This is a genomic window from Hanstruepera ponticola (assembly GCF_002940745.1).
GTDB lineage: Bacteria > Bacteroidota > Bacteroidia > Flavobacteriales > Flavobacteriaceae > Hanstruepera > Hanstruepera ponticola.
The window spans coordinates 156,297-181,319 of record NZ_POTB01000002.1; the positions used below are offsets into that span (position 1 = coordinate 156,297).

Sequence of the window (25,023 nt, forward strand, 5' to 3'; positions counted from 1 at the left end):
ATTTAAGTAAATATTCTGAAACTAAACTTTCTAATTATGAGATGATGAAATAACTACAATAAATATTAATATATTTATGGTACAATTTTTAGAAAATGTCTAAACCTGCAACAGAAAGTTTAATTGAGTTTTTATCAAACATCCCTATCTTTTCTGAAGTTAACAAAGAATCGCTCAAGCATTTATCAATAGTACTTGAAGAAGAAACTTTTAGAAAAAACAAATTGGTTTTTGAAAAAGACAGCATAGGTGAGTACATGTATATAATTGTTTCAGGAAGCGTGAAGGTTCATGAGAAAGATCATGTATTTGGCCATATGCATGCAGGTGAATGTTTTGGAGAATATGCCTTGATTGATAACAACAAACGCTCTGCGTTTATTACAACACTTGAAGATACCACTGTTTTAAAAATTAACAGAGAACATTTTTTTAAACTTATTTCAAATGATATCGGCTTTTCGCAAGGCATTCTCTCTGTACTCATTAAAAGGCATCGCAACATCGATATCATTCAGGAAAATTTAGCCTCTTCAAAAAAAGCCCTTGAAATAGCCAACTCTAAATTAAGCGGCTTGATTAATGGTGCCATGGATGGCATCATCATGTTTGACGAAAAGTTTAGAATTTTATTGACGAATCCTTCAGCCAATGTGTTGTTTGAAAACAATGATGTAATTCAACGTAATCTCCTATTCTTTTTGGATGACAGTAGTGCCGATCGTATTCAGAATCTTATAAAAAACGATTTGAATAACGATCAACCCTTAAGTAGCAATTATTTACCGGATATCATCAAGGTCATAGGATCCAATGAAACGGAAACCTTAAACGAAGGAACTATAAGTAAATGGGGAGATAATACAGCTTCGTTCTACACATTAATCTTAAGAAACATACAAGATAGGCTTCAAGCTGAAGATAAAATTGAATTTTTAACGTCACAAACCGAGTATCTCAAGGAAGAAATTAAAGAGCTCACTAGTGATCATGGTATTATTGCAGAAGACCAAAGCATGAAGAAAGTGATGCAATTGATAAACAAAGTGGCTGGCACCCATGCTACGGTCCTCATAAATGGCGAAACAGGCACTGGAAAAGAACTTGTTGCCCGTGCCATACACCAATTAAGTGATAGAAAAGATAAACCATTAATACGTATTAATTGTGGTGCCATACCAACCAATTTAATTGAAAGCGAACTCTTTGGTCACGAAAAAGGAGCGTTTACAGGTGCTACCACAACTAGAAAAGGCCGTTTTTTGTTGGCTGATAAAGGAACCATTTTTTTGGATGAGATTGGCGAATTACCGTTAGATCTGCAACCCAAATTATTACGGGTCATTCAAGAAGGCGAATTTGATGCCGTTGGTAGTTCAGAAACCATTCAAGCTGATGTACGTATCATAGCTGCAACACATCGTGATTTAATGCAACATGTTAAGGATAAAAAGTTCAGGGAAGATTTATTTTATAGATTAAATGTGTTTCCCATTACGGTTCCACCTCTTCGGGATCGTGGTAATGATATCTGTTTAATTACCAATCACATGATTTCAGAATTTTCACGTGAGTTGAATAGACCCATCAATCTATTGTCTGAAGATGATAAGACTGCCCTAATAAACTACAATTGGCCAGGCAATGTTCGTGAACTTCAAAATTTAATTGAACGCGCTATTATTATTTCACAAAACAATACCATTTCTTGGCAATCTATCATCCCTCAAGGTGGTATTGAACAGGAAGTAACTACGCTACAAACATCCAATACAATCTATACAGCACCAGAACTTATAGAAATTGAAAAAGCCAATATTGAACGTGCACTTAAACATACCAAATGGAAAATCTCTGGCGAAAATGGTGCCGCCAAACTATTAAAACTACCACCAACCACACTTTCTTCAAGAATAAAAGCTTTAGGTATCGAGAGACCCATCTAAACCTCTCAAAATTCACGAAATCTCGGAAATAAGTTCACGAAAATTCGTTAATAAACGAAATGTCGTCATAATTCAATATAATAAAACCTTATATAAATATTTGATTATCAATTATTTACAAAATATGGCACAGTAACTGCCTATATATTGGCAACAAAAATGTTTAACAATTTAAATTTTAAAAAAATGATTACAACAGCAAATGTTAAAAACGGAGTAAACGTTGACCAATTAGTAGAAACAATTAGTCACATTCAAGAACAACCAGAATTAGCTAAATTTCAATTTAGAGCTAAAAACAACTGGATTGATGGCGGACATTGTGTATCGAGCATCAAAAGCTTTTACGGTGCAGGTGCAGAAGATTCATCACGTGAAGAAACCTTCACCATGGAATGCAGTCACCCACAAGTCCTTTTAGGCCAAGACGAAGCAGCTACACCACCAGAAGTATTATTACATGCTTTAGGTTCTTGCTTAACTGGTGCTATGGTCTACCATGCAGCCGCAAACGGAATTGACATCGAGAGTGCTTCCTCTTCTTTAGAGGGTAATGCCGACTTACACGGATTCTTAGGATTGGATCCTGAAGTACGTACAGGATTTAACGGTATTACTTTTAAATTAAAGGTAAAATCTGATGCTTCAGCTGAACAATTGGAAAATTTAGCCAAATTTTCTCCAGTGTTCGACATGATTACCAATCCTACTCCAGTTTCGATAGAAATTGTCAAGGAGTAACAAATCTCTAAAAAATGGCTGAATCGAGACTTTGATCAGCCATTTTTTGTTTTAACCTTCAGTCATTCCATAATTCGAAAAAATGAAAACCGTACTTCAAGCTATATTAAATGCCAATCAAGCTGTAGCACAGATAGCTTTTAAAACAAACGATATATTTCCAATATACCCGATTACGCCTGCTTCGGAAATGGGTGAATTAGTAGAACAATGGTGTGCAGAAAATAAAGTAAACCTGTTTAACAACACACCTTTAGCGTTCCAAATGCAGAGTGAAGCCGGAGTTGCCGGCACTATGCATGGTGCGCTGCAAACAGGTTCATTAGCAACAACATTTACAGCGTCACAAGGTTTACTATTAATGCTTCCAAACATGTTCAAAATTGCTGGTGAATTGACTCCAAATGTTATTCATGTTGCCACAAGAAGCATTGCTACCCATGCACTTTCTGTTTTTGGTGACCATAGTGATATTATGGCTGTACGTCAGTCTGGTTATGGCCTATTAGGTAGCTCAACAGTTCAAGAAGCCCATGATTTTGCCCTCATAGCACAGACAGCAACATTAGAATCCAGAATTCCTTTCGTGCATTTTTTTGATGGTTTCAGAACCTCCCATGAAACGAATACAATAAGCTTGATATCGGATGATGTTATTAAGAACATGATAGACAATGACCATATAGAACAACATAGAAACAGGGCTTTAAACCCCAACAAACCTGTTATTAAAGGCACATCTCAAGGTCCCGATGTGTTTTTTCAAAGCCGAGAAGCAATAAACACATACTACAATCGATGTCCTGAAATAGTCCAAAAACATATGGACACATTTGCCCACTTAACTGGCAGACATTACAAACTTTTTGACTATGTAGGTCATCCCCAAGCCGAACATATAATCATCACAATGGCTTCATCGTGTTCTACAATCGAAGCAACTATAAACCAATTAAACAACAGTGGCAACAAATTAGGACTGATTAAAGTGCGTTTGTTCAGACCTTTCAGCACAATACATCTCTTAAAAGCCCTACCCAAAACTATAAAATCCATTGCTGTTTTGGATAGAACCAAAGAACCAGGCTCAACTGGTGAACCCTTGTATTTAGATATCGTACAAGCCTTAAATCAGGCTTATCAAGAAAACAAAATCACATTAATGCCTAAAATTGTTGGAGGTCGTTATGGACTATCCTCAAAAGAATTCACACCACCTATGGTCAATGCCATATTTCAAAATTTAAAACATGACCAACCTAAAAATAATTTCACCATTGGAATAACCGACGATGTCACGCATTTAAGCTTGGATTATCCAAAAACCTATGATTTAAATAACAACTATTACGAAGCTATCTTCTACCAGGAAAAAACCAAGGATAAAATCCAAAGCTTCAATATCATAACCAAGCTTTTAGGTTATCAAAAAAACGTCTTTGTTCAAAGCTACACGACTACAAGCTATAAAAAATCAAACACTTACAATGAAGCAAATTTAAGAATTGGCAACAACCCTATAAACTTGCCTTTTCTCATAAATAAAGCCAACTTTATAAGCTGTACTGATAAACAAATATCCCAAAATGATTCCATCATTACAAAAACCAAAATAGGCGGAACAATTTTGGTCAATACACTGCAATCCACAAAAGGGCTCTGGCAAATGCTATCAGCCAATAAACAATATCAAATCATTGAAAAAAACATCAATCTATTGACAGTTAATACCGAAGAAATTAAAGTTTCCGATGTACTAAAAAACAATTCGGTTTCTGCTATTCATTCCTGCTTTCTCGCGTTAAAATATGATTATGCGTTTAAAAATGAATTTTCAAAATATAAGGATTTCATCTATGAAGTAGACAAAACAATAGATAACAAATTTGATGATATTACAGCGGATTTTGACACAAACTTCAACCAAACACTGCTAGGCCAACTATTACTAAACAAAGGCAACGAGGTTCCAGTAAGCCTACTTCCTACTAATGGTACCTACCCAACAAACACCTCACAATTCAATTTCCCAGTAGATAACCAGAAAACCATTTCATGGCATGCTGATGCTTGCACCCAATGCGGTGCTTGTAGTATGGCTTGCCCCTTATCGGCATTACGTATTAAAGTATATGATGATACATACCTTAAAGGAAAACTTGATACTTTAAATCAGGCGGTATCCAATGAATTTGATTTATTAAGCTATACCATTCAAGTAAATCCATCCCAATGCAATAATTGCAATAACTGCTTGGATGCTTGTCCATCAAATGCGCTTTCAGAAACCAATTTGTATACAAGAGAATTATTCAATTGGAAACATTTTGAAACTGTTCCAGAATTTGATAGATTAAAGATCAATACAGAAAAAGTCAGTCAGCAACAATTACAGGAACCTTTGTTCAAATATGCCAATGGCGACAAAGGCTGTGGCGAAATGGCTTACCTAAAAGTAATGTCTCAATTATTCGGTGATCGCTTACTAGTTGCCAATGCCACAGGTTCTAGCTCCATATTTGGCGGTGCCTTACCCACTACACCATGGTCAACAAACAGTAAAGGACATGGACCTGCTTGGTCAAACTCCCTCTTTGAAGATAATGCCGAATTCGGACTAGGCTACAGAATGTCCATAAACCAATTGGAAAAACAAGCTAAAAATCTATTGGAAACCTTATTACCAGTTTTAGATTTAGATTTCGATTTGGCTTACGATATACTAAAAGCAACTCAAAACAACGAAAAGGAAATTAACGAACAACGTGAACGCATTGATGTTCTAAAAGAAAGGCTACAACAAATCAATTCACCAGACGCAAAAAGACTACTGAACATAGCTGATAACTTGGTCAAAAAGAGCATATGGATTGTAGGTGGCGACGGTTGGGCTTACGACATTGGCTTTGGCGGATTAGACCATGTTATGGCATCTGGCGAAAACGTCAACATACTCATTTTAGATAACGAAGTTTATGACAATACAGGTGGCCAAGCCTCTAAAGCCACACCACTAGGAGCACAAGCCAAATTTGCTTTTGGTGGCAAACACAAACAAAAAAAGGATTTAGGCTGGCATGCCATGAATTATGACAATGTATATGTGGCATCGGTAGCCATAGGTGCCAACCAGGAACAAACCCTTAAAGCCTTTAACGAAGCCGAAAGTTTTAACGGACCATCCTTAATAATAGCCTATTGCCATAGTAGCAATCATGGTATTGACATGAAAAGCACTACCAAATATCATAAAGCTGCTGTAGCTTCAGGACAATGGTTGTTATATAGAAACGACCCAAGAAGAAAAGAGCAAGAATTAAATACCTTACAATTGGATTCTCAATATCCAAGCATACCAATTGAAGATTATTTAAAACTAGAGAGCAGGTTTTCTAAAATAGCAGACAATAAGCAATTTATTCAACAATTACAAAAAGCCAGTATTACACGTTTTCATAAATATACTGCATTGGTGTTATCCAAACCCCAAAAAAGTATTGATTATTAAGAATAGGAGAGATTACTTACCGATACAATATATAATTATCCTTGATTTTACGATAGTTACAGCATTTGGGCAACAAATAGGATACAAAAAACACATAAAAAGAGCAAATCAAGAGCAATCATTAATAAATTCATTTACGAATATAGCATAAAAAAACCGCTCGAATTGAGCGGTTTTCAAATAAAAGCACCAAGCTATTAATTGGCTGTCCCAGACCCTAAATAAGTACTGTTTGATACTTGATAACCATCAGCAGTTACAAATGCCATAAAAAGCCCTACTGTGTCCCCTGCATAGGTACTCGGGATAGTAACTATCTGGGATCCCACAGTTCTATCTGCCCCATCAAGAATATAAATTGATTCTTTCTTACTTGGATTGTAAACCAATAACATTGCTTTATCAGTAGCAATGGCGTTACCTTCGGCAGAGTTATCATCCCAAGTAAATTCAACTTGTCCAGCAGTGGCTAAATCAGTTGCAGGGTTTAATGCACCGGAAAGATTTCCTCTACTTAACAGAGCTAATGAATAATCAACTGTAAAGTTTGGTGCAGTACCACTAATCGCATTATTTAAAACATAGGACATTGCAGCATTAAAAGCAGACTTCTGTACTGCATAACCCTTATAACCTACTTGTATGAAGCCCAAGTTTGGCTGTAAATACTCCAAAGTAACAGTAAACTTGTTTCTTTGGTTAACCTGTCCTTCTGTGCGTGGATTTGCCACATGAGAAGGCTTAATTCTCAAGTAATCGATACCCTTCCAAGATGCACCGACTACGTTTCCTACTTTACCTGAAACACCGCCCAGGATTCCTTGTGAAATAATACCCATAACATAAATATTTAAAAGTTCATAACTATTCGAAGTTGGTACGGACTTGGTAATAAGCTGTACCTCCTACTGAAATATATGGCAACTTTTATGCTATTCGTTTGATGTGGATTATGTTGCTTTAGATTGCTTCCTTTTGCATCAGAAATAAAAAAAATGATTTTTTTTTACAAAGAAAAAGAGAAAAAAGAAAGCCGTTACTTTGATGGCGTTGACATACTGTCAAGTTTTTTGGAAAAAATATTGCTGACGGAAAGGGTTTTGAAATTTGCGCCTGACCAAAGGGGCAAGATTTTTTTCAAAACCCGTAGGGCTTGAACTTTATAGTATGATGAGCGTGGGATGAAGGAAGCCAGCTAACTTTGCAAACTTTTTTCTTCTTGTTTGTTCAGATAAGGGTGTTTAAGTCGCTCAAACATTAGTTGTCTAAAAGGTAAGGTTTCTTCAGTTGGATATGCATCTAGGTAATTATACATTGCAATTGCCATATTCTTTGCAAAGCGATTGTATCTTCTAATCGGAATAAAATAAACACCTTTTAGATGTTCAAACTTATATATGAAGCCTTGAAGTGATAAATGACCTTTATTATACTTATATGCGATTAAAACTTCATCTGAATTTAAATCTGATTCTTCAAGGTATTTGAAATTATCTGCTATTAAATTCCAATCGAAATTTTCTCTAAATTTCCACGGTCTGCCTTTTCCTTTACGTTTTTGATAAATAATTTTTTCTTCAGAATCAACCGAATCAGTAAAAGTATTAATGATTAGTTTATGCTTTTTTAACTTTCCAAGATTAGTTTTGGATGATAGGATAAGGTTGACAATACTTTGATTGTAGAATACTTCAAAACGTTTTAAAAACAAGAAAAAACGAAAAGCAGACATTGCAAATATAAACTCCCTTCGTTTTGCACCTGGTTCATTTATGTTTTCATTGGTAAAATGAATATTGAACTCTTTTCTTTTATTATCAAAACCCAATGTTAAGTGTTCTCCATTATTTAAAGATGGAACATTAAGGATGAAACCTTTTTCATCGGTATAATTAAAACGTAGAAATAGCTTTTTTAAATCATCAATCATATTTCAAAGTTACTCATTTTAGGCAGGTAATCGCGTAGCGTATGGCGATAGCCATAATAGCGAGCCGCCAGCGAGTTGAGCAAGGGTGGTGTGGGAAAATAGCCCGATAGGGCTACCACGCCTACGTTGAAAACGCAAGGGTGGCGCAGGTTTTTGATGCCGTTGGATAAATCTTGGGTGCAGCGTTGGGAAGCAAGTGTAACAATTGAATGAAGCTATTGAAGGATGGATACCGTTTTTAAATTTTAGCAATTGTGAGAGTGCTTATTGTTATTTAATATTTAAGGATTTAAGTATATTAAGGAAATTGAGGGTTTTGGATTATACAGACGAGCAATTGCCAATTTAAAAATGGGTTGTATGGTGGCTGAAATAGCTGACTGAATGCGTTACTCTTGCAGTGCGTTTGCAATATAGAATAATCCGCTTTGTGATTTAAAGACTGTTTAAACAGCATTTAAAGAGATTTTAAAAGTATTCGAATACTTCAATTTACTTGAAGCGGTTATTGTATATGCAAAATGGCTGCGATCAAAAACTGTGACACCCGTGCATGCCCGCAGCGAACAGCAGGCGAGCCAAATTATTAAGCAGCGGTTGTACCCTAATTATTTTTATATGCGCCATAAGCGCATACATTATTGGGTTTTAGGGTGCAAGAGTAGCTGCGGGTGAGGAAGTTGTGTAGTGTGTGAAGTAAAGCAAATATATAGTGCTAACGAGGATGTGTCACCGCAGTAGTGCTATGTATGGTAAGCACCAATGCAACGCATTTGTGATTATGCTTTATGGAACAAAATGGAACAACTGACGAACACCTTATTACCTGCTATTTATATTAATTAATACCAGTAATTCTTTTTTGATTTTAACGTGTCTCGATCTATATCTTCTAATAGTTTTACTTCTCTTTCAATGAATGGGTCGTACCAATCTGCTTTTTCCTTTGCCCATTCTATCCATTGATGTTTTTCTTCATCTAACGTATTATTTTTCTCATTAAATTCTTGAAACTCTCTGATGTAATTCCTTAAATATTGTGCCTTGTGCCATCTAGTAGCCTTGCCAAAGAGTTTTTCGAAGCCTTTAAATTCGTTTTCTTTTAACTTTTTATATTCTTCTTCCTTTTGGCGTTGCTTTTCCCACAGTTTATGCTGAATTTCTCTTTCTATTCTTCTTTCTTTGTTCTCTTTAGCTTTTAATTCAAGGGTGGCAAGTATAGTTGATAACTTCGTTTCAATTTGAGAGTTTTTTCCATCTCTCCATATTTTTTCAGGATATGTATCTTCTAATCGAAAAGACAACTCCCCTGTTGGTCTATAACCTGAACGTTTCCAACCGTTATCATTGATTTCTTCTCTTTTTACAAATTCTCTTATTCTAATTTTTAAGTTTTCTCCATTGATAACTACAATTGTTCCATCAGTCACTTTAATACCATGGCCTCTTTTTTTGATTAGCTTAATAAAAGCATCCATAAAACGTAATGCTCTCGATATATTAGACTTTGAAACTTGTAGATTAATAATTCCTGATGATGTAGATAATAAACCTTCAGAAGTACCCCAAGTTGATGGTTGTTTTTCTTTCAAATCTTCCCTTGCCTTAACAATCAACTCATCAGGTTTTGACAACCTATCTTGAACTACTAAAGGCAATTCACTATTTTCAATTTCTTGTTTGATTTTTGCTCTTTCGGAATTTGGATGATTAATGAATTCTTGACCTTCTTTACGAATGTATAATTCAATTTCATGAGATTCATTTGCTTTAGGTAGTTTCTCCTTTTTTACTTTTTTATTGAATTTTATTTTTGACCAATAACCAGATTTGGGTAATGGGATATTATGCTTAATACAGATTTTACGCAAGCCATTATCTGAATAAGCATATTCTTTGGCTAAAGTTGTTAATGGTTTAGACCAAACCAAATTATATAATTCTTCTCGTGATAGTATTTTAATCTTTTCGGACATAGTTATAACTTTAATGTCATTCCATCATATTCAATTGGACTATTACCAAACCTTTCAATAAGTGTTTCCCATAATACTATGAGAAACAACTTTTTCATCATAACACTTACAATACTCATTTTTAAAAATTTTTAAATCAATTACAAATAAGTTTTAATACGTTCTGCTACGGTTTTAATTATTTCATCTGCCTCTGGTTGATGGTCTTTTTTTATTTGATGCTCTACACTATTTTTCCAAGCCCGTTCTGCATTGGCCAATTTAGAATCGTCTATTAAATCTTCCGGTGCTTTGTACTCCAGATTTTTATGTTCCATTTTCTTTAGAAATATAGGCTTGATGTTTTCCCAATCTGATTTAGCAAACTCTTGTGTTAGATGGTAGAGGTCATAAAAATCTCTTGGCGCTGTATATGAACGCTGAACCAATGCTCTTAATTTTTCGCTGACTATTTCGTTAATACTATAGCAACTACATTGTTTTTCGCCTGTTAATTCATCAGAATACGGATGCATTATGTTTCTCATTTCGGTATCCAACAGCATTAGCTCATCGGTACTGACTTCCAGTTTTATTTTGGTGTTCCAACGGTTGAGTGGTGGTGGTAGTTGGTTCCTGGAATGGTTGGCTCCCCAATATTTTATTTTTACTTGAAAGCCTTTAGGTTGGTCTTTAAAAAGTACTGGCCTCACAGGTTCTATAAAGAATTGGATACCTGTTTGTTTTGTTACTTCTTTAGCCACCGCTTCCAGTGTTTTTTGTTCCAACACAAAATTCTTATTTACTGCTGTAAAATCTAAATCTTCGGAAAAGCGGTAGTTTTCAATGTAACACTTGCGCAAACACGTCCCTCCTTTAAATATCAAGGTGTCTTTATGGTATTTTACAAATACCGATAAAAAATGTCCCAATGCATAGTCTTTATCTACTGTATCTGAAGGCACTTTCCATTCCTGGGCTTTGTCTGTTATTTCTTTTTGAAGAATCATTTGATGAACTCATTTAAACTTTTCTAATTGGCTAAAAATTGGCTCTTTCACGCCTACTTTTCGCTTTTTTTTCTTTCCGTAACGCTGCTATGCAACTCAAAAAAAACCTTCAACTAAACGCAAAATATCTCATTTTCGTTTCAATAAAAAAGGTTAATTGAGTTCAATAGTCATTTTGAGCCATTTGCAACAGGTCATTATAATCAACGTTCATCCGCAATTTCCAATCGCTTACAAACTCTCCTTGTTGTAAACCACCTGCATCTATTAAACTGTATTTTTTGTTTACCTGTGTTTTGGCATAATTGATAAAGCTATTGAGCCTATTACCGTGAAATACCTCTGCCAAAAAACCCAATCGTTTTGTGACTGCTATATTATTGTAGGCTTTGGTATATTCAATTAGCTTGTTGTTGGTAAGATTTGCTGTAGCAAATGCCTTTATCAAGTCTGCAAAATCGCCTGCATAGCGGGTTTGGTCAAAACAATCTATCAATGTCATTTCTATATCGGTTATTGCAAAACTATTATCACCATAACCTTCCTGTATTGTACCCTTATTTTTATATTCTTTAACCGTTACGAATTTTATAGATGTGCCCAGTATTTCTGTACTTCTTTTCCGTTGGGTGGTTTTTACAAACACTGTATTAGGGAAACGTTCTGTAAGCCCATGGTAATGCAATGCCGACCAATAGGCAATGGCACTATTTTTAGCAATAAAGGTTGCCAGTACGTTTATATTGGTATAATTACTCAAGGCATAGACGCCTCTTTCTATGCGAACCAGTAATTCCTTATCTACTAAATTTTCGAGAATTTCGTTTAGGTTTTCAAACTTTTGGTTGAGCTGTTCTTCAATAGCTTGCATGTTGAAATATAATAGCTCATGAGCTTCCAGCAACTTCATGAACTGAAGTTGATTAGCATCTAAATTTTTGGATATGTATACACTGTCTGCCATTTCTTTTTGTGTAGCGATAAGACCCAAAAATTAGGTCTTTTTGTTACATGAATGGTAAAGTTACTAAAAACCAACATCATTATCAAAAAAAGCAGCTATCAAATTACCTTTTACGTTGTAATAAACCCTAAAAATGGGGCCTGTTGTTTTATGTAAAAATTCTTTAATATCATTTATTCCATATATGGTCAAAGCCGTAGACGTAGCATTATTTTGAGATTGCTTCACTATGTTCGCAATGACATTGCGATTAGTTGCGAGATTTAGCTTCGCTGAACTTACGTTTTTCTCGTAATGTCCTTATATGCTCCCCGAAGTTTATCATAGGAATAAATTAGACTTGTCGATATTTGTCTAATTTAAGAAAAGCCAAGTAAAGGAAAAGAAAAAGATATTAACAATTTTACATTCTTAATGAATTATGATTTTTTGAATGTAATGCAGAGTAAATTAGCAAGTTAATTCTTTTTAGTATTAGTGTCATTAAATTAATAACCCTGTAGTTTTCTATTCATTTTCTTTGCTCGTCCAAAGAAAACGAACCAAAAGAAAAGACGCCTTGTCGAGAGGTATTTTTGCTTCGCAAAACCATAACCCAATACCTAAATTTTTCCCAAGGCTTCAAAAATTTTAACGGTGCCTTACCATTATACTGCCGACAAGGTAAGACATCGAAAACGATATGAACTTACTAAAGCAATTTTAACAAATACTCAATTTCCTTAATTTCCTTATTTATGCTTTTGTAGGATTTGAATACCTATTATGAGCTTCTCTATGTATTAATCCTGCTTCTACAAATTTGGTGATGTAGCTTTCTGCTGATTTTTGTGAAATGTTTTGTTTGGTTGCTAAATCTAAATACTCCTGCCTATTGAATTGCTTGGGTAGGCTTTCTAAAAAGCGTACTTTACAATTCAAACATTTTACAGCTTTTGTTCAATGGGTAAATCATTAAATAACTTACTATTATGTTTTACTAAAATAGAAATAATAGTTAGCGCATTTTGAAAATCATTATTCTCACATTCTTTTATTGGTTGACATCATCATCTTCTATAATGCGAAATGCTGTGAATAGCATCATTAGCCTAAATGCTATCAAACCTAATCGCCTTATGGCTGCAATATACTCTTCGGGCTGTAAGTTGATGTATTAGTCTATACGGATTCAAAAAACGTATTGAATTGCTGCTGCTGCGATACTGAAAGCCTTACTTCAATTTCAGGACTACTTTTTACGAACTACAACGTTAAGTAATTAAAACAAAAGTCCTTGTATTGCGTCTTGTGATTCTTCTCCTAAAAATGAAAAAGTAGCGATGACATGAAATTGTTTACGTTCCTCGTTGAAACAGCGTAAAGCAATTGTATCACAAATAAAGCTAATGTTTGGATTTTTAGAGAATAAACTTTTTGCGACTTCAATATTTTCGGGTTGAATCCTTCTACCGATTGACATATGTGGTTCGTAACTTTTAATATTTGTAGGATATGAAAATTATTGATGAACCGAAGTCATAATTTCTTTTAAATAGTGTCTTGAAGTCACATTAGGTTTCAAAAAGAAAGCACCATTTGGAAAAACATCAAAACTGGTAAACTGAACTTCTTGAGATTTTAAATAAGTAGTAATCTTTGTTAACTTACCGTTTATATGTTCTAATTCTATTTCTTCTCGTTCAAATTCATTTATAGTAATATGAGCTAAAGAATTTTTACTGTTATACCAACCAATTTTTGAAGCCAACAATTCTTTCATCTGCTTTACTTCTTCAATAACTGAATTACTTGGTTGAATAACCATTGAGTATCTTTTCATTTATTTCCCGATGCAAAAGTTAGCAAAAATATTACCTAATAGGTCGTCATTGGTAACCTCACCGGTTATAAGCCCAAAATAATATAAAGCCTCACGAACATCAATAGCCATTAAATCACCAGATAATCCAGAATCTAAACCGTGTTTTACCTTTTGTATTTCTTCAAAAGCTTTTAGGAGCGCATCATAATGACGTGTATTAGTTACAATGGTTTCATTATTCCTTAAAGCACCTGTATTAATTAATTTCAATAATGAATTTGTTAATTGCTCAACACCAAATCCTGTTTTAGCTGATAGTAGTTTTACCTCTGGAATGGCTTCCTGCAAAGATGCCAATTGGTTGTCATCTAGCTTATCTATCTTATTGGCAATAATCAATAAAGGTTTTTGCGGATATTTGTTTTTAATCTTTTCAATTTCAATTTGAATAGTCTTGAGATCAGAAATCCCTTTTTCACTATCAAAAAGATATACTGTTACTTGCGATTGTTCTATTTTCTCAAAGGTTTTTTTAATACCAATACTTTCCACCACATCTTGTGTTTCTCGAATACCTGCTGTATCAATGAACCGAAATCCAATACCACCAACGGAAATCTCATCCTCAATAGTATCTCTGGTTGTGCCTGCTATTTCACTTACTATTGCTCGCTCCTCATTCAACAAGGCATTCAATAAGGTAGATTTCCCAACATTAGGTTCACCAACAATAGCAACTGGAATACCATTTTTAATCACGTTACCAACCGCAAAGGAATCGATTAAGCGTTTTAACACAAATATGATTCTATCAATAAGATCCCTGAATTGCGTTCTATCTGCAAATTCAACATCTTCTTCTGCAAAATCTAATTCCAATTCTATCAAGGATGCAAAGTTCAATAGTTCTTCACGAAGTTTGGCAATTTCAGAAGAAAAACCACCACGCATTTGCTGCATGGCTATTTGATGAGAGGCTTCATTATCACTAGCAATTAAATCGGCTACAGCTTCTGCCTGGCTTAAATCTAATTTACCATTGAGAAAAGCACGCAAAGTAAACTCACCAGCATTGGCCATTCTACAGCCTTTACGCAAAAACAACTGAATTATTTCTTGTTGGATATATGGCGAACCATGACAGCTAATCTCTATCACATCTTCACCTGTATAGGAATTGGGGTTTTTAAATATCGATACCAATACCTCATCCATGGTTTTGTTAGCATCTACAATGTGCCCTAGATGAATGGTATGTGTTTTTTGAGAAGATAACTTCTTACCATCCGTAACTGATTGAAAGTTTTCGGATACTAACTTGACAGCATCAATACCAGATAAGCGTATAACGGCTATGGCTCCAGCTCCTGATGGCGTTGCCAATGCAATAATAGTATCATTCTGAATCATGCCACAAAAGTAGTAAATAGATTGCATAAAAATCTCCTGTTTATTAGGTTAATCTTAACATCACATATTGGCTTTATCTATTATATTTGCACATCTAAAAAAAGATATTATGATTAAAAAGCTTTTGATTTTAGTTTTAGTAATTGGTTTTGTATCCTGTGAAAAAGAAAGCAAACCTGAAGGATTTGTTGTTAATGCTAGTATAGATGAATCAGTAAATGGCAAGGTTGCTAAACTAACTAATGTAGACCCCAAAAACCCGTATGTTTTAGATACTGCGTTAGTAAGTAATGGCAATGTAACTTTCAAAGGGAACGTAAAACAACCAGACATGTTTGTTTTAACTATTGATGGTGTTTCTGGTTCTCTACCTATGATGATTGAGAATAAATCTATTGAAGTTAATTTATATGAAGGTGAATTACACAACTCAATAATTAATGGTAGTAAAGAAAATGATATTTACAAAACTTTTAGAGATAATACAGGTCCGCTTAGAGAGTATAATCAAACATTAGGTGAGACATATAGAAAAGCTCAATTAAGTGATGATAAAGCCACTATGCAGGCAGTTAAAAAGAAATTTGACAGTTTAGTTGAAATAAACACACAAGAAAGCATAAAAATTATAAAAGAAAACAACGATTTAGTTATAAGCGTTTTTATGCTTCAGAACTTTTTGCAATCAAAAAAGATAGATTCTAAACAAGCCAGTGAAATATTAAATAGTTTTACCGATGAAGTGAAAAAAAGTCGTGCTGCCCAGGAAGTAAAAGATATAATTGAAGCTAGTCTAACAACTGAAATTGGAAGTGTTGCCCCTAACTTTTCTGCTCCCGATCCAGATGGTAAAATTATTTCGCTACAAGATATTAAAGGAAAAGTAACCATTATTGATTTTTGGGCAGCTTGGTGTGGACCTTGTAGAAGAGAAAATCCAAATGTGGTTAAAGTTTATAACAAATATCATGACAAAGGTCTGGAAATTATTGGCGTGTCTCTTGATGGAACTAAAAGACAAAATAATCCTAAAGACGCTTGGGTTAATGCTATTGCTTCAGATAGCTTGAATTGGCATCATGTTTCTAACTTAAATTATTTTAATGACCCTGTTGCAAAATTGTATAATATCAACTCAATACCTGCTACATTCATTCTTGATGAAAATGGTAAAATCATAGCCAAAAATTTACGAGGTAGCGCATTGGAACAAAAAATTTCAGAACTTCTGGATTAATTGAACAAGACTAATTAAAAAAAGCCTTTCTAGTTAGAAAGGCTTTTTTATTTATAGCTTGCCGAGTTTTTTCAATACAAATAGTAAGATAATTGGCAAAGCTAGTAAACCAATCATTAAAAGGTTTTCTTTAAATAACCATGAGGCTAAAATTAAGGTGATAACATATCCACCTATTGCGCCACCAAAGTGTGCATCATGACCTATATTACCAATTTGTCTTTTTATACCATAAATGGAATACAGTAAATAACCTATACCAAAGATATATGCGGGAATTGGAATAGGTATAAAAAACATATACAAACTCATATCCGGACGTAAAAGAATAGCGGAATAAATAATACCTGTAACGGCACCACTTGCTCCTACTGCACTATAATGGTATTCGTTTTTATGAAACACCAAAGACAATAAATTACCTAATAATAGACTCCCTAAATAAACAATTAAAAACTTAAAGTTTCCTAAATAAGCAATAACAACATCTGCAAAAAAGTATAAGGTAAACATATTAAAAAAAAGATGTGCATTATCCACATGAAAGAATCCTGAACTAAACAATCTTATTTGCTCACCGCGTCTAACTCCTCCAACATTAAATTTATATTTATCAAAAAAACCATAATCATTAAATCCCTTAAACGAGATTATCACATTTGCAGCTATAATGATAATAGTAACTAAACTTAAATTGCCCATAAATAGTAAACGTATAAATAGAATATAATATATATTTGTTCCTGCAAATCTATAATTAATTCATGCAATTTCTTATTTACATCTTAATTTATCCTTTTTTATGGCTTATATCCATATTACCTTTTAGATTGCTTTATGCTTTTTCTGATGTATTGTTTGTGATACTTTACCATATTGTAGGTTATAGAAAATCGGTGGTAAAGGAGAATTTAAGGTTAGTGTTCCCAAATAAATCTAATGATGAGCTTAATGCTATAAGAAAAAAGTTTTATCATCACTTGTGTGACATGATTCTAGAGTCAATTAAGTCCATGACTATTTCTGAAAAAGAAATGAAAAAAAGGTTCACATTTACCAATGTTCAATTACTTAAAGATATAGAGAGTCAAGACAAAAGTATCGCCTTAATGTGTGCCCATTATGGTAGCTGGGAATGGATATTTATTTTACAAACTTACATAGGAACTAAAGGCTATGCTATTTATAAAAGATTAGAAAATAAGTATTTTGATAAATTAGTCAAAAGAATAAGAGCTAAATACAATAGTCATTTAATTACTACCAAAGAAAGTATTCCAATTTTAATGCAGGCAAAAGTTAATGGAGATTTAACCATCTGTGGTTTTGTATCAGACCAATCACCAAAAGCACATAAAGCCTTTCACTGGCAAGAATTTATGGGAATAAAAGTTCCGGTACACACAGGAGCAGAAATGCTATCAAAAAAATTAGATATGGCTGTAGTATTCTTCGGTGTAAAACGTTTAAAAAGAGGCTATTATGAAACCTCTTTCAAAACTATTGCATTAAATCCTAAAGAATATCCTAACTATCAAATAACAGATATGTTTTTAAAGCTCGTAGAAGAACAAATTTACGAAGCGCCTGAATTTTATTTATGGACACATAAAAGATGGAAACATCGACATATTGTACCAAAAGAATTTCAATAATTTATAATTGAAACCAATCTTTAATAATTACATCAGCTTCAGATTTACCGCTTAATGATTTATGATTAAACTCATTTGAGCTTTTATCATAGTCATAATCTAAAGCCCACTCTGTATGCTTTTGAGCGAGTTCAATAATGCTATCACAAACATACTTTATTTCATCATCTGTTGTAGTTGGGTGAATAGACATACGTATCCAACCTGGTTTACGTGTTAATTCACCAAGAGAAATTTCTTGAGTCAATTCGTGAGACGTTTCATAATCTACATGTAGTAAGTAATGACCATAAGTACCTGCACAACTACAACCACCTCTAGTTTGTATTCCAAAACGATCGTTCAAAAGTTTCACACCCAGATTATAATGTAAATCATCAATATAAAAGGAGATTACACCCAACCTATTTTGATGTTGACCTGCAAGGATATTGATATTATCAGTTAATCCTAAAGCCTTAAACACATAATCGATTATTTGATGTTCTCGTTTAAGCATTTTGTCAACACCCATTTGTTCTTTCAACCTAATAGCTAAAGCAGTTCGCATAGTTTGTAAAAAACCTGGTGTTCCACCATCTTCACGATCCTCAATATTATCGATATACTTATGTTCTCCCCAAGGATTAGTCCAACTCACTGTTCCCCCTCCAGGACAATCTGGAATCATGTTCTTGTACAACTTCTTATTAAAAATCAATACGCCTGAAGATCCTGGGCCACCTAAAAATTTATGCGGAGAAAAGAAAATAGCATCCAATGCTCGGTCGTCGTTTTCAGGGTGCATATCAATATTAACATAAGGTGCGGAACACGCATAATCTACAAAACAAACGCCACCGTGATTATGCATAAGTTCGGCTACATCGTGAACAGGATTTTGAATGCCTGTCACATTGGAACCATGAATAATTGAAGCAATTTTTATAGTACAATCTTTATGTTCTACTAAAAGTTTTTCTAAATTTTCTAAACTGAATAAACCATCTTCACCTGGAGGAATGACCACAACTTTGGCTATAGTTTCGAGCCATGTTGTTTGATTAGAGTGATGCTCCATATGCGTAATAAACACAACAGGACACATTTCTTCTGGTACTTGAGTATGTTTACTCAAATTCTCGGGGATTTTTAAGCCTAAAATTCGTTGAAATTTATTAACAACACCTGTCATTCCATTACCTGAAACAATCAGAACGTCATCATCATTGCAGTTTACATGCTTTTTAATAATGTTTTTAGCCTCATGATACGCTTTTGTCATCGCTGTTCCAGAGACTGTGGTTTCAGTATGTGTATTAGCGACATAAGGACCAAATTCATTGCACATTTTCTCTTCAATGGGTCTATATAAGCGACCAGAAGCTGTCCAATCAGTATAAAGTATTTTTTTCTTACCAAAAGGCGATTCAAATTCTTGATCAATTCCAATAATGTTATTTCTAAACGTTTTGAAATAGGATTCTAAATCTGTTGACTTTTTACTATCTGACATTGCAGTAATCATGGCTATTAAATTATAAGGCAAAAGTACTAAATATTAGCGACAGCTTCTATTTCTGAAATAATTTTATCTGCTAAAGTATCTGCCTCATTTTGTGAAGATGCTTCGGTATAAATTCTAATTATTGGTTCTGTATTACTTTTGCGTAAATGCACCCAGCTATCGGCAAAATCTATTTTCACACCATCAATAGTTGTTAAATTTTCATGTGCATATTTTGTCTCCATAGTCTTAAGAATACCATCAACATCCAAAGATGGAGTTAATTGAATTTTCTTTTTACTCATATAATAATTAGGATAGGAAGCACGTAACGCACTAACAGACATTTTTTTATCTGCCAAAAGACTTAAAAACAAAGCCACACCAACTAAAGCATCACGACCATAATGTAATTCAGGATAGATTATACCTCCATTACCTTCACCTCCTATTATCGCATTGTTTCGTTTCATGAGTTCAACAACATTAACTTCACCAACTGCACTGGCTTCATAGGTACCTCCATGTTTTTCAGTAACATCACGTAAGGCTCTAGTGGAACTCATATTACTGACTGTATTTCCTGGAGTTTCTGAGAGTACATAGTCAGCACAGGCTACCAACGTATATTCTTCACCAAACATTTCGCCTTTTTCATCCATAAACGCTAACCGGTCAACATCTGGATCAACCACAATTCCAAAATCAGCATGTTCTTTTACAACCGCTTCAGATAAATCAGTTAAATGCTCCTTTAAAGGTTCTGGGTTATGAGGAAACTGACCATTAGGTTCACAATACAATTTCACAGGATGAACACCTAATCTTTCTAATAGCAATGGAATTGCAATGCCACCTGTTGAATTTACACCATCAACAACCACTTTAAACTTTGCATCTTCTATGGCTTTTTTATTTACAAGAGGTAAATTTAAAACCTCATCAATATGCATATCGATATAAGCTTGATTTTTAGTAATCTTACCCAAGCTATCAACATCAGCAAAGGACATATTATCAGATTCTGCTATTTCTAATATTTTCGCACCTTCGGCACCATTTAAAAATTCTCCCTTTTCGTTCAACAATTTAAGAGCATTCCATTGTTTTGGGTTATGGCTTGCCGTTAGTATTATACCACCATCAGCATGTTCCATGGGAACTGCAACCTCTACAGTTGGAGTTGTGGACAACCCTAAATCAACCACATGAATACCTAATCCAACCAAGGTGTTCATAACCAAGTTCTGAATCATTTCACCAGAAATTCGAGCATCACGTCCCACAACTACTTTATGATTATCTTTATTTCGTTGCTGTTTTAACCAAACACCATAAGCCGATGCAAATTTTACGGCATCAATTGGTGTTAAGTTCTCTCCTACTGCTCCACCAATAGTGCCTCGTATTCCTGATATAGATTTTATAAGTGTCATGTTTTTTAAAAATTTGAACAAATATAAGTTTTCTGTATGTTTTCTATATTACGAATTTGTAAATTCACAGAATGAATTTTCTAGCGCATATATATCTTTCAGGAAACAATGAAAGTATTACAATTGGTAATTTTATTGCTGATGGAATTCGTGGAAAAAAGTACAAGAACTACCCTAAAGATTTACAAATTGGAATCCTGTTACATCGTGAAATAGACACCTTTACTGATGCGCATCCTATTGTAAGACAAAGCACAAAGCGCCTTCACAAAAACTATAGTCATTATTCTGGTGTGATTGTAGATATTCTTTACGACCATTTTTTAGCGAAAAACTGGCAGAAATATTCCGAAACACCGTTAGACATATATGTTGAAAAATTTTACAAATCGTTAGAAGACAATTTTGAAATTTTACCTGAACGCACAAAAAAAATGATGCCATTTATGATTGCAGATAACTGGTTATTAAACTACGCCAAAATTGAAGGCATCCAACGCGTTCTAGACGGTATGAACAGACGAACTCAAAACAGATCAAAAATGAATAAGGCTACCACTGAACTTAATACTTACTATTCTGAATTTGAGAACGAATTCACGTTGTTTTTTGATGAACTCATTTTGTTTTCTAATAATAAACTTATAGAATTAACTAACAAGCTAAATAACCAACCATGAGAAAATTACTTATAATATTTTGTTTTATTAGCATAGTTTTTAGTTGCAAAAAGCGAAACACGTCATCTCAAGAGAGTCAAACTCATGAATATGGCGTTATTACTGAAAAAGCCATGGTGGTTTCAGCCAGAAAAGAAGCCTCAAAAATTGGTAGTGATATCCTTGAAAAAGGCGGCAATGTGTTCGATGCCATGATGGCAACTGAAATGGCGTTAGCTGTTTGTTACCCATCTGCTGGGAATCTAGGTGGTGGTGGTTTTATGGTATACCGCATGAGCAATGGTGATGTTGGCGCTTTAGATTATCGCGAAAAAGCACCATTGGCAGCTTCAAAAAATATGTATTTAGATTCTTTAGAAAATGTCATCCCATTAAAAAGTATTCTTGGTGAGCTAGCTGTTGGTGTTCCTGGTACTGTGGCTGGAGTTTTTGAAGCGCAACAAAAATTTGGAAAATTATCAGTAAGCGAAATTTTGGAGCCTGTTATAGAACTTGCTAATAAGGGCTATAAAGTGACTGAAAAACAAGCGGAAAGATTTAACTTACACGATAGCATATTTAGGGCTGTTAATGGCAAAGAAATTCTTTATTCAAAAAATAAAAAAGCTGGTGACACTATAAAAAATATTCAACTAGCAAAAACATTGCAACGGATTGCCTTAAATGGTAAAGATGAGTTTTACAAAGGTGAAACAGCCAAAATATTGGTTGAGTACTTATCTGAAAGAGGTGGCATTATTACTTTGGAAGATTTAGCTAATTATGAAGCCATATGGCGCGAACCTATTACGTTTAAATATAAAGATATCAACGTTATTTCCATGTCTCCACCATCAAGTGGCGGAATTTGTTTAGCACAAATCATGAAAATGATTGAACCCTACGAATTAAAAAAATTTGGTCATAATTCTCTTAAAACCATTCAACTACTTTCAGAAGCTGAAAGACGTGCTTATGCCGATAGAAATTATTTTTTAGGTGATCCTGATTTTGTTCAGATTCCAACAGATACCTTGTTGAGTGACACGTATCTTTATAATCGTATGCGTGATTTTTCGTTTGAAAAAGCTACACCTTCTAGCGAAGTGTTTCATGGAAATATTGAATTTGTTGAAAGTGATGAAACAACCCACTACTCTATTGTAGATCAATTTGGAAACGCTATATCAGTAACAACAACATTAAACAACACGTTTGGCTCCCAATTGTTTTGTTCAGAACTTGGCTTTTTTCTAAATAACGAAATGGACGATTTTAGCAGCAAAGCTGGTGTACCCAATATGTTTGGTTTAACTGGTGCAGAAGCCAATAGCATTGAGCCAGAAAAGCGTATGTTAAGTTCTATGACACCGACAATTGTTGAAAAGAACGGAAAACTCTTAATGACTCTAGGAACTCCTGGTGGTTCTACTATTATAACATCCGTATTACAAACCATTTTAAACGTTCAAGAATTTGACATGACCATGCAAGAAGCCGTTAGCGCACCAAGATTTCACCATCAATGGTTGCCAGATTACATTCGTATGGAACCTAATAAATTTAGTAAAGAACTAATTGGCCAATTAGAAGAAAAAGGATACACAATTAATGAAAAGCGTTCACCAGTTATTGGTATTGTTGATGGTATATTAGTGACTGATGACGGTAAACTAGAAGGTGGTGCCGACTGGCGTGGAGATGATACAGCTATAGGGTTTTAAGATGGGTTTTATAACTGAATTAAAACATACATTTCAATCTCATGCTAATCATGATTATGCAGCACAAATGTCTGCATACATGCTAAATAAATTTACATTTTATGGTATAAAGGCACCTTTCCGACGTTCGCTATCCAAACCTATTATAGAAAAACATAAACTTGAAATTCGCGATACAGTTAGAACACTTGCTTTCGATTTATTTGATATGCCACAACGTGAGATGCACATGATTGCTATTGAATTATTTGAAAAACAATTACGCACATCATACAAAAAAGAAGATATAATACTCATTGAAAAACTTATTACAACTAACTCTTGGTGGGATTCTGTTGACTTTATTGCTAAACAAATTTTAGGCAAATACCTGCAACAGTTTAAAGAAGAAAAACCTGAAGTTATATCAAGATTTTCAGGCTCAAATAACTTATGGTTGCAACGAAGCAGTATCATTTTTCAATTAGGTTATAAAGAACAAACTAACCAACAGTTTTTATTTAAACAATGTTTGACCCATAAAGATTCAGATGAATTTTTTATTCAAAAAGCTATTGGTTGGGCATTAAGAGAATACGGGAAAGTGAATCCAACTGCAGTATTAGATTTTGTAAATTCCAACACTTTAAAACCCTTAAGTAAACGCGAAGCTATTAGACGATTAATATGATAGATATTGTAATTCTGACTGACAAACGCTATTTAAAAGATTCTAAAAACGACGCATACAAACACAATGTGTTTTATGAAGATTTCTTGGTGCAAGATGCTTTAAATAAGCACGGTTTAAAAACTTTACGATTAGCCTGGGATGACGATAATTTTAATTGGTCAGAAACCAAAGCAGTTTTATTTAGAACAACTTGGGATTACTTTGATAGATTCAACGAGTTTTCAAAATGGTTAACTAAAATATCCAAAGTAACCACCTTATTTAATTCTGAACACATTATCCGTTGGAATCTTGACAAACACTATTTATTAGATTTAGAAAAAGCTGGTGTACACGTTGCCAAAACCCATTTCATTGAGACGGGAACAAATACAACTTTGGCTCAATTACATGAACATCTCAGTTGGGAAGAAACGGTTTTAAAACCCTGTATTTCTGGTGCTGCAAGACATACCTATAAACTCAATAAAAATAATTTATCAGAACACGAGTCTATATTTAAGGCTTTAATCACTCAAGAATCAATGATGCTACAACCCTTTCAGCACAATATTGTATTAGAAGGTGAATTGTCGTTAATGGTTTTTAATGGTCATTTTACACATGCTATTTTAAAAAAAGCAAAACCTGGTGATTTTAGGGTTCAGGACGATTTTGGAGGAAGCGTTCACGACTATGTGCCATCGAAAGAAGAAATTACCTTTGCAGAAAATGCTGTAAAAGCATGTAAGGAGTTGCCCATTTATGCTAGAGTTGATATCTTTACAGATAACCAAGGGCAAATAGCACTTTCAGAATTAGAACTTATTGAACCTGAATTGTGGTTTAGAAATCACCCTAAAGCTGCTGATGTTTTAGCTAGAAGTTTAAAGGCAAAAATCTAAT

The 25,023-nt window shown here is 34.1% G+C and carries 20 protein-coding genes; 9 read left to right on the forward strand and 11 right to left on the reverse strand.

All coding sequences use genetic code 11. The features are described 5' to 3' along the window. Window positions 1-95: 95 nt before the first annotated feature. The 3 genes from C1S72_RS12210 (at window position 96) to C1S72_RS12220 (ending at window position 6,195) form a co-directional block, all read left to right on the forward strand. Window positions 96-1,946, forward strand: a complete 1,851-nt coding sequence (locus tag C1S72_RS12210) for a sigma 54-interacting transcriptional regulator (protein WP_104736007.1) — start codon at window positions 96-98, stop codon at window positions 1,944-1,946. 186 nt (window positions 1,947-2,132) lie between these two features. After that, the gene (locus C1S72_RS12215; protein ID WP_104736154.1) at window positions 2,133-2,687 is read left to right on the forward strand and encodes an OsmC family protein; all 555 of its coding nucleotides are present in this window, start codon (window positions 2,133-2,135) and stop codon (window positions 2,685-2,687) included. Between the two features lie 82 nt (window positions 2,688-2,769). Further along, window positions 2,770-6,195 carry a 4Fe-4S binding protein gene (locus C1S72_RS12220; protein ID WP_104736008.1) on the forward strand — a complete coding sequence of 1,142 codons (3,426 nt, stop codon included), beginning with the start codon at window positions 2,770-2,772 and terminating at the stop codon, window positions 6,193-6,195. Between the two features lie 197 nt (window positions 6,196-6,392). Here C1S72_RS12220 and C1S72_RS12225 read toward each other — a convergent pair whose 3' ends face one another. The 8 genes from C1S72_RS12225 to mnmE all read right to left on the reverse strand — a co-directional run bounded on the left by C1S72_RS12225 (window position 6,393) and on the right by mnmE (window position 15,268). Continuing rightward, a complete protein-coding gene (locus tag C1S72_RS12225; RefSeq protein ID WP_104736009.1) occupies window positions 6,393-7,034 on the reverse strand; it encodes a DUF6266 family protein in 642 nt (213 codons plus the stop codon). Between the two features lie 356 nt (window positions 7,035-7,390). Then, on the reverse strand, window positions 7,391-8,125 hold the full coding sequence (locus C1S72_RS12230) for a hypothetical protein (RefSeq protein ID WP_104736010.1): 735 nt from the start codon (window positions 8,123-8,125) through the stop codon (window positions 7,391-7,393). An 842-nt stretch (window positions 8,126-8,967) separates the two neighbouring features. Then, on the reverse strand, window positions 8,968-10,101 hold the full coding sequence (locus C1S72_RS12235) for a hypothetical protein (RefSeq protein WP_104736011.1): 1,134 nt from the start codon (window positions 10,099-10,101) through the stop codon (window positions 8,968-8,970). Window positions 10,102-10,241: 140 nt separating this feature from the next. Then, window positions 10,242-11,090, reverse strand: coding sequence for a nucleotidyl transferase AbiEii/AbiGii toxin family protein (locus tag C1S72_RS12240; RefSeq protein WP_104736012.1), 849 nt, complete (start codon window positions 11,088-11,090; stop codon window positions 10,242-10,244). 163 nt (window positions 11,091-11,253) lie between these two features. Continuing rightward, window positions 11,254-12,054: a type IV toxin-antitoxin system AbiEi family antitoxin domain-containing protein gene (locus C1S72_RS12245; RefSeq protein WP_104736013.1), complete on the reverse strand. Its 801-nt coding sequence runs from the start codon at window positions 12,052-12,054 to the stop codon at window positions 11,254-11,256. A gap of 735 nt (window positions 12,055-12,789) precedes the next feature. Continuing rightward, window positions 12,790-12,975 (reverse strand): hypothetical protein, encoded by a 186-nt coding sequence (locus C1S72_RS12250; RefSeq protein WP_104736014.1) that lies wholly within the window; start codon window positions 12,973-12,975, stop codon window positions 12,790-12,792. 580 nt (window positions 12,976-13,555) lie between these two features. Further along, the gene (locus tag C1S72_RS12260; RefSeq protein WP_104736016.1) at window positions 13,556-13,876 is read right to left on the reverse strand and encodes a hypothetical protein; all 321 of its coding nucleotides are present in this window, start codon (window positions 13,874-13,876) and stop codon (window positions 13,556-13,558) included. Beyond that, window positions 13,877-15,268 carry a tRNA uridine-5-carboxymethylaminomethyl(34) synthesis GTPase MnmE gene (gene mnmE, locus C1S72_RS12265; RefSeq protein ID WP_104736017.1) on the reverse strand — a complete coding sequence of 464 codons (1,392 nt, stop codon included), beginning with the start codon at window positions 15,266-15,268 and terminating at the stop codon, window positions 13,877-13,879. A 109-nt stretch (window positions 15,269-15,377) separates the two neighbouring features. Here mnmE and C1S72_RS12270 point away from each other — a divergent pair, with 109 nt between their 5' ends. Next, on the forward strand, window positions 15,378-16,505 hold the full coding sequence (locus tag C1S72_RS12270) for a TlpA disulfide reductase family protein (protein WP_104736018.1): 1,128 nt from the start codon (window positions 15,378-15,380) through the stop codon (window positions 16,503-16,505). 51 nt (window positions 16,506-16,556) lie between these two features. Here C1S72_RS12270 and C1S72_RS12275 read toward each other — a convergent pair whose 3' ends face one another. Further along, window positions 16,557-17,207: a rhomboid family intramembrane serine protease gene (locus C1S72_RS12275; protein WP_104736019.1), complete on the reverse strand. Its 651-nt coding sequence runs from the start codon at window positions 17,205-17,207 to the stop codon at window positions 16,557-16,559. Window positions 17,208-17,269: 62 nt separating this feature from the next. On the opposite strand from C1S72_RS12275, the gene C1S72_RS12280 reads away from it, so the two are divergent. Then, the gene (locus C1S72_RS12280; protein ID WP_104736020.1) at window positions 17,270-18,160 is read left to right on the forward strand and encodes a lysophospholipid acyltransferase family protein; all 891 of its coding nucleotides are present in this window, start codon (window positions 17,270-17,272) and stop codon (window positions 18,158-18,160) included. A gap of 1 nt (window position 18,161) precedes the next feature. Here the strand turns inward: C1S72_RS12280 and C1S72_RS12285 are convergent, their stop codons facing one another. Beyond that, the gene (locus C1S72_RS12285) at window positions 18,162-19,667 is read right to left on the reverse strand and encodes an aminotransferase class V-fold PLP-dependent enzyme (RefSeq protein WP_162919982.1); all 1,506 of its coding nucleotides are present in this window, start codon (window positions 19,665-19,667) and stop codon (window positions 18,162-18,164) included. A 26-nt stretch (window positions 19,668-19,693) separates the two neighbouring features. Continuing rightward, the gene (glmM, locus tag C1S72_RS12290) at window positions 19,694-21,082 is read right to left on the reverse strand and encodes a phosphoglucosamine mutase (protein ID WP_104736021.1); all 1,389 of its coding nucleotides are present in this window, start codon (window positions 21,080-21,082) and stop codon (window positions 19,694-19,696) included. Between the two features lie 71 nt (window positions 21,083-21,153). Here glmM and C1S72_RS12295 point away from each other — a divergent pair, with 71 nt between their 5' ends. Genes C1S72_RS12295 through C1S72_RS12310 form a run of 4 tightly spaced genes read left to right on the forward strand, consistent with a single transcriptional unit; the run spans window position 21,154 to window position 25,022 of the window. Continuing rightward, a complete protein-coding gene (locus C1S72_RS12295; protein ID WP_104736022.1) occupies window positions 21,154-21,762 on the forward strand; it encodes an acyl carrier protein phosphodiesterase in 609 nt (202 codons plus the stop codon). After that, window positions 21,759-23,465 (forward strand): gamma-glutamyltransferase, encoded by a 1,707-nt coding sequence (ggt, locus tag C1S72_RS12300; RefSeq protein WP_104736023.1) that lies wholly within the window; start codon window positions 21,759-21,761, stop codon window positions 23,463-23,465. The genes C1S72_RS12295 and ggt overlap by 4 nt, the downstream gene beginning before the upstream one ends. Before the next feature lies 1 nt (window position 23,466). Beyond that, window positions 23,467-24,135, forward strand: coding sequence for a DNA alkylation repair protein (locus C1S72_RS12305; RefSeq protein WP_104736024.1), 669 nt, complete (start codon window positions 23,467-23,469; stop codon window positions 24,133-24,135). After that, a complete protein-coding gene (locus C1S72_RS12310; protein WP_104736025.1) occupies window positions 24,132-25,022 on the forward strand; it encodes an ATP-grasp domain-containing protein in 891 nt (296 codons plus the stop codon). The genes C1S72_RS12305 and C1S72_RS12310 overlap by 4 nt, the downstream gene beginning before the upstream one ends. The last annotated feature ends 1 nt before the right edge of the window (window position 25,023 follow it).

What these genes read in the sequence shown, in the direction of transcription:
- C1S72_RS12210 (WP_104736007.1), top strand. Translation starts at nt 96, where the DNA reads ATGTCTAAACCTGCAACAGAAAGTTTAATTGAGTTTTTATCAAACATC.
- C1S72_RS12215 (WP_104736154.1), top strand. Translation starts at nt 2,133, where the DNA reads ATGATTACAACAGCAAATGTTAAAAACGGAGTAAACGTTGACCAATTA.
- C1S72_RS12220 (WP_104736008.1), top strand. Translation starts at nt 2,770, where the DNA reads ATGAAAACCGTACTTCAAGCTATATTAAATGCCAATCAAGCTGTAGCA.
- C1S72_RS12225 (WP_104736009.1), bottom strand. Translation starts at nt 7,034, where the DNA reads ATGGGTATTATTTCACAAGGAATCCTGGGCGGTGTTTCAGGTAAAGTA.
- C1S72_RS12230 (WP_104736010.1), bottom strand. Translation starts at nt 8,125, where the DNA reads ATGATTGATGATTTAAAAAAGCTATTTCTACGTTTTAATTATACCGAT.
- C1S72_RS12235 (WP_104736011.1), bottom strand. Translation starts at nt 10,101, where the DNA reads ATGTCCGAAAAGATTAAAATACTATCACGAGAAGAATTATATAATTTG.
- C1S72_RS12240 (WP_104736012.1), bottom strand. Translation starts at nt 11,090, where the DNA reads ATGATTCTTCAAAAAGAAATAACAGACAAAGCCCAGGAATGGAAAGTG.
- C1S72_RS12245 (WP_104736013.1), bottom strand. Translation starts at nt 12,054, where the DNA reads ATGGCAGACAGTGTATACATATCCAAAAATTTAGATGCTAATCAACTT.
- C1S72_RS12260 (WP_104736016.1), bottom strand. Translation starts at nt 13,876, where the DNA reads ATGAAAAGATACTCAATGGTTATTCAACCAAGTAATTCAGTTATTGAA.
- mnmE (WP_104736017.1), bottom strand. Translation starts at nt 15,268, where the DNA reads ATGATTCAGAATGATACTATTATTGCATTGGCAACGCCATCAGGAGCT.
- C1S72_RS12270 (WP_104736018.1), top strand. Translation starts at nt 15,378, where the DNA reads ATGATTAAAAAGCTTTTGATTTTAGTTTTAGTAATTGGTTTTGTATCC.
- C1S72_RS12275 (WP_104736019.1), bottom strand. Translation starts at nt 17,207, where the DNA reads ATGGGCAATTTAAGTTTAGTTACTATTATCATTATAGCTGCAAATGTG.
- C1S72_RS12280 (WP_104736020.1), top strand. Translation starts at nt 17,270, where the DNA reads ATGCAATTTCTTATTTACATCTTAATTTATCCTTTTTTATGGCTTATA.
- C1S72_RS12285 (WP_162919982.1), bottom strand. Translation starts at nt 19,667, where the DNA reads ATGATTACTGCAATGTCAGATAGTAAAAAGTCAACAGATTTAGAATCC.
- glmM (WP_104736021.1), bottom strand. Translation starts at nt 21,082, where the DNA reads ATGACACTTATAAAATCTATATCAGGAATACGAGGCACTATTGGTGGA.
- C1S72_RS12295 (WP_104736022.1), top strand. Translation starts at nt 21,154, where the DNA reads ATGAATTTTCTAGCGCATATATATCTTTCAGGAAACAATGAAAGTATT.
- ggt (WP_104736023.1), top strand. Translation starts at nt 21,759, where the DNA reads ATGAGAAAATTACTTATAATATTTTGTTTTATTAGCATAGTTTTTAGT.
- C1S72_RS12305 (WP_104736024.1), top strand. Translation starts at nt 23,467, where the DNA reads ATGGGTTTTATAACTGAATTAAAACATACATTTCAATCTCATGCTAAT.
- C1S72_RS12310 (WP_104736025.1), top strand. Translation starts at nt 24,132, where the DNA reads ATGATAGATATTGTAATTCTGACTGACAAACGCTATTTAAAAGATTCT.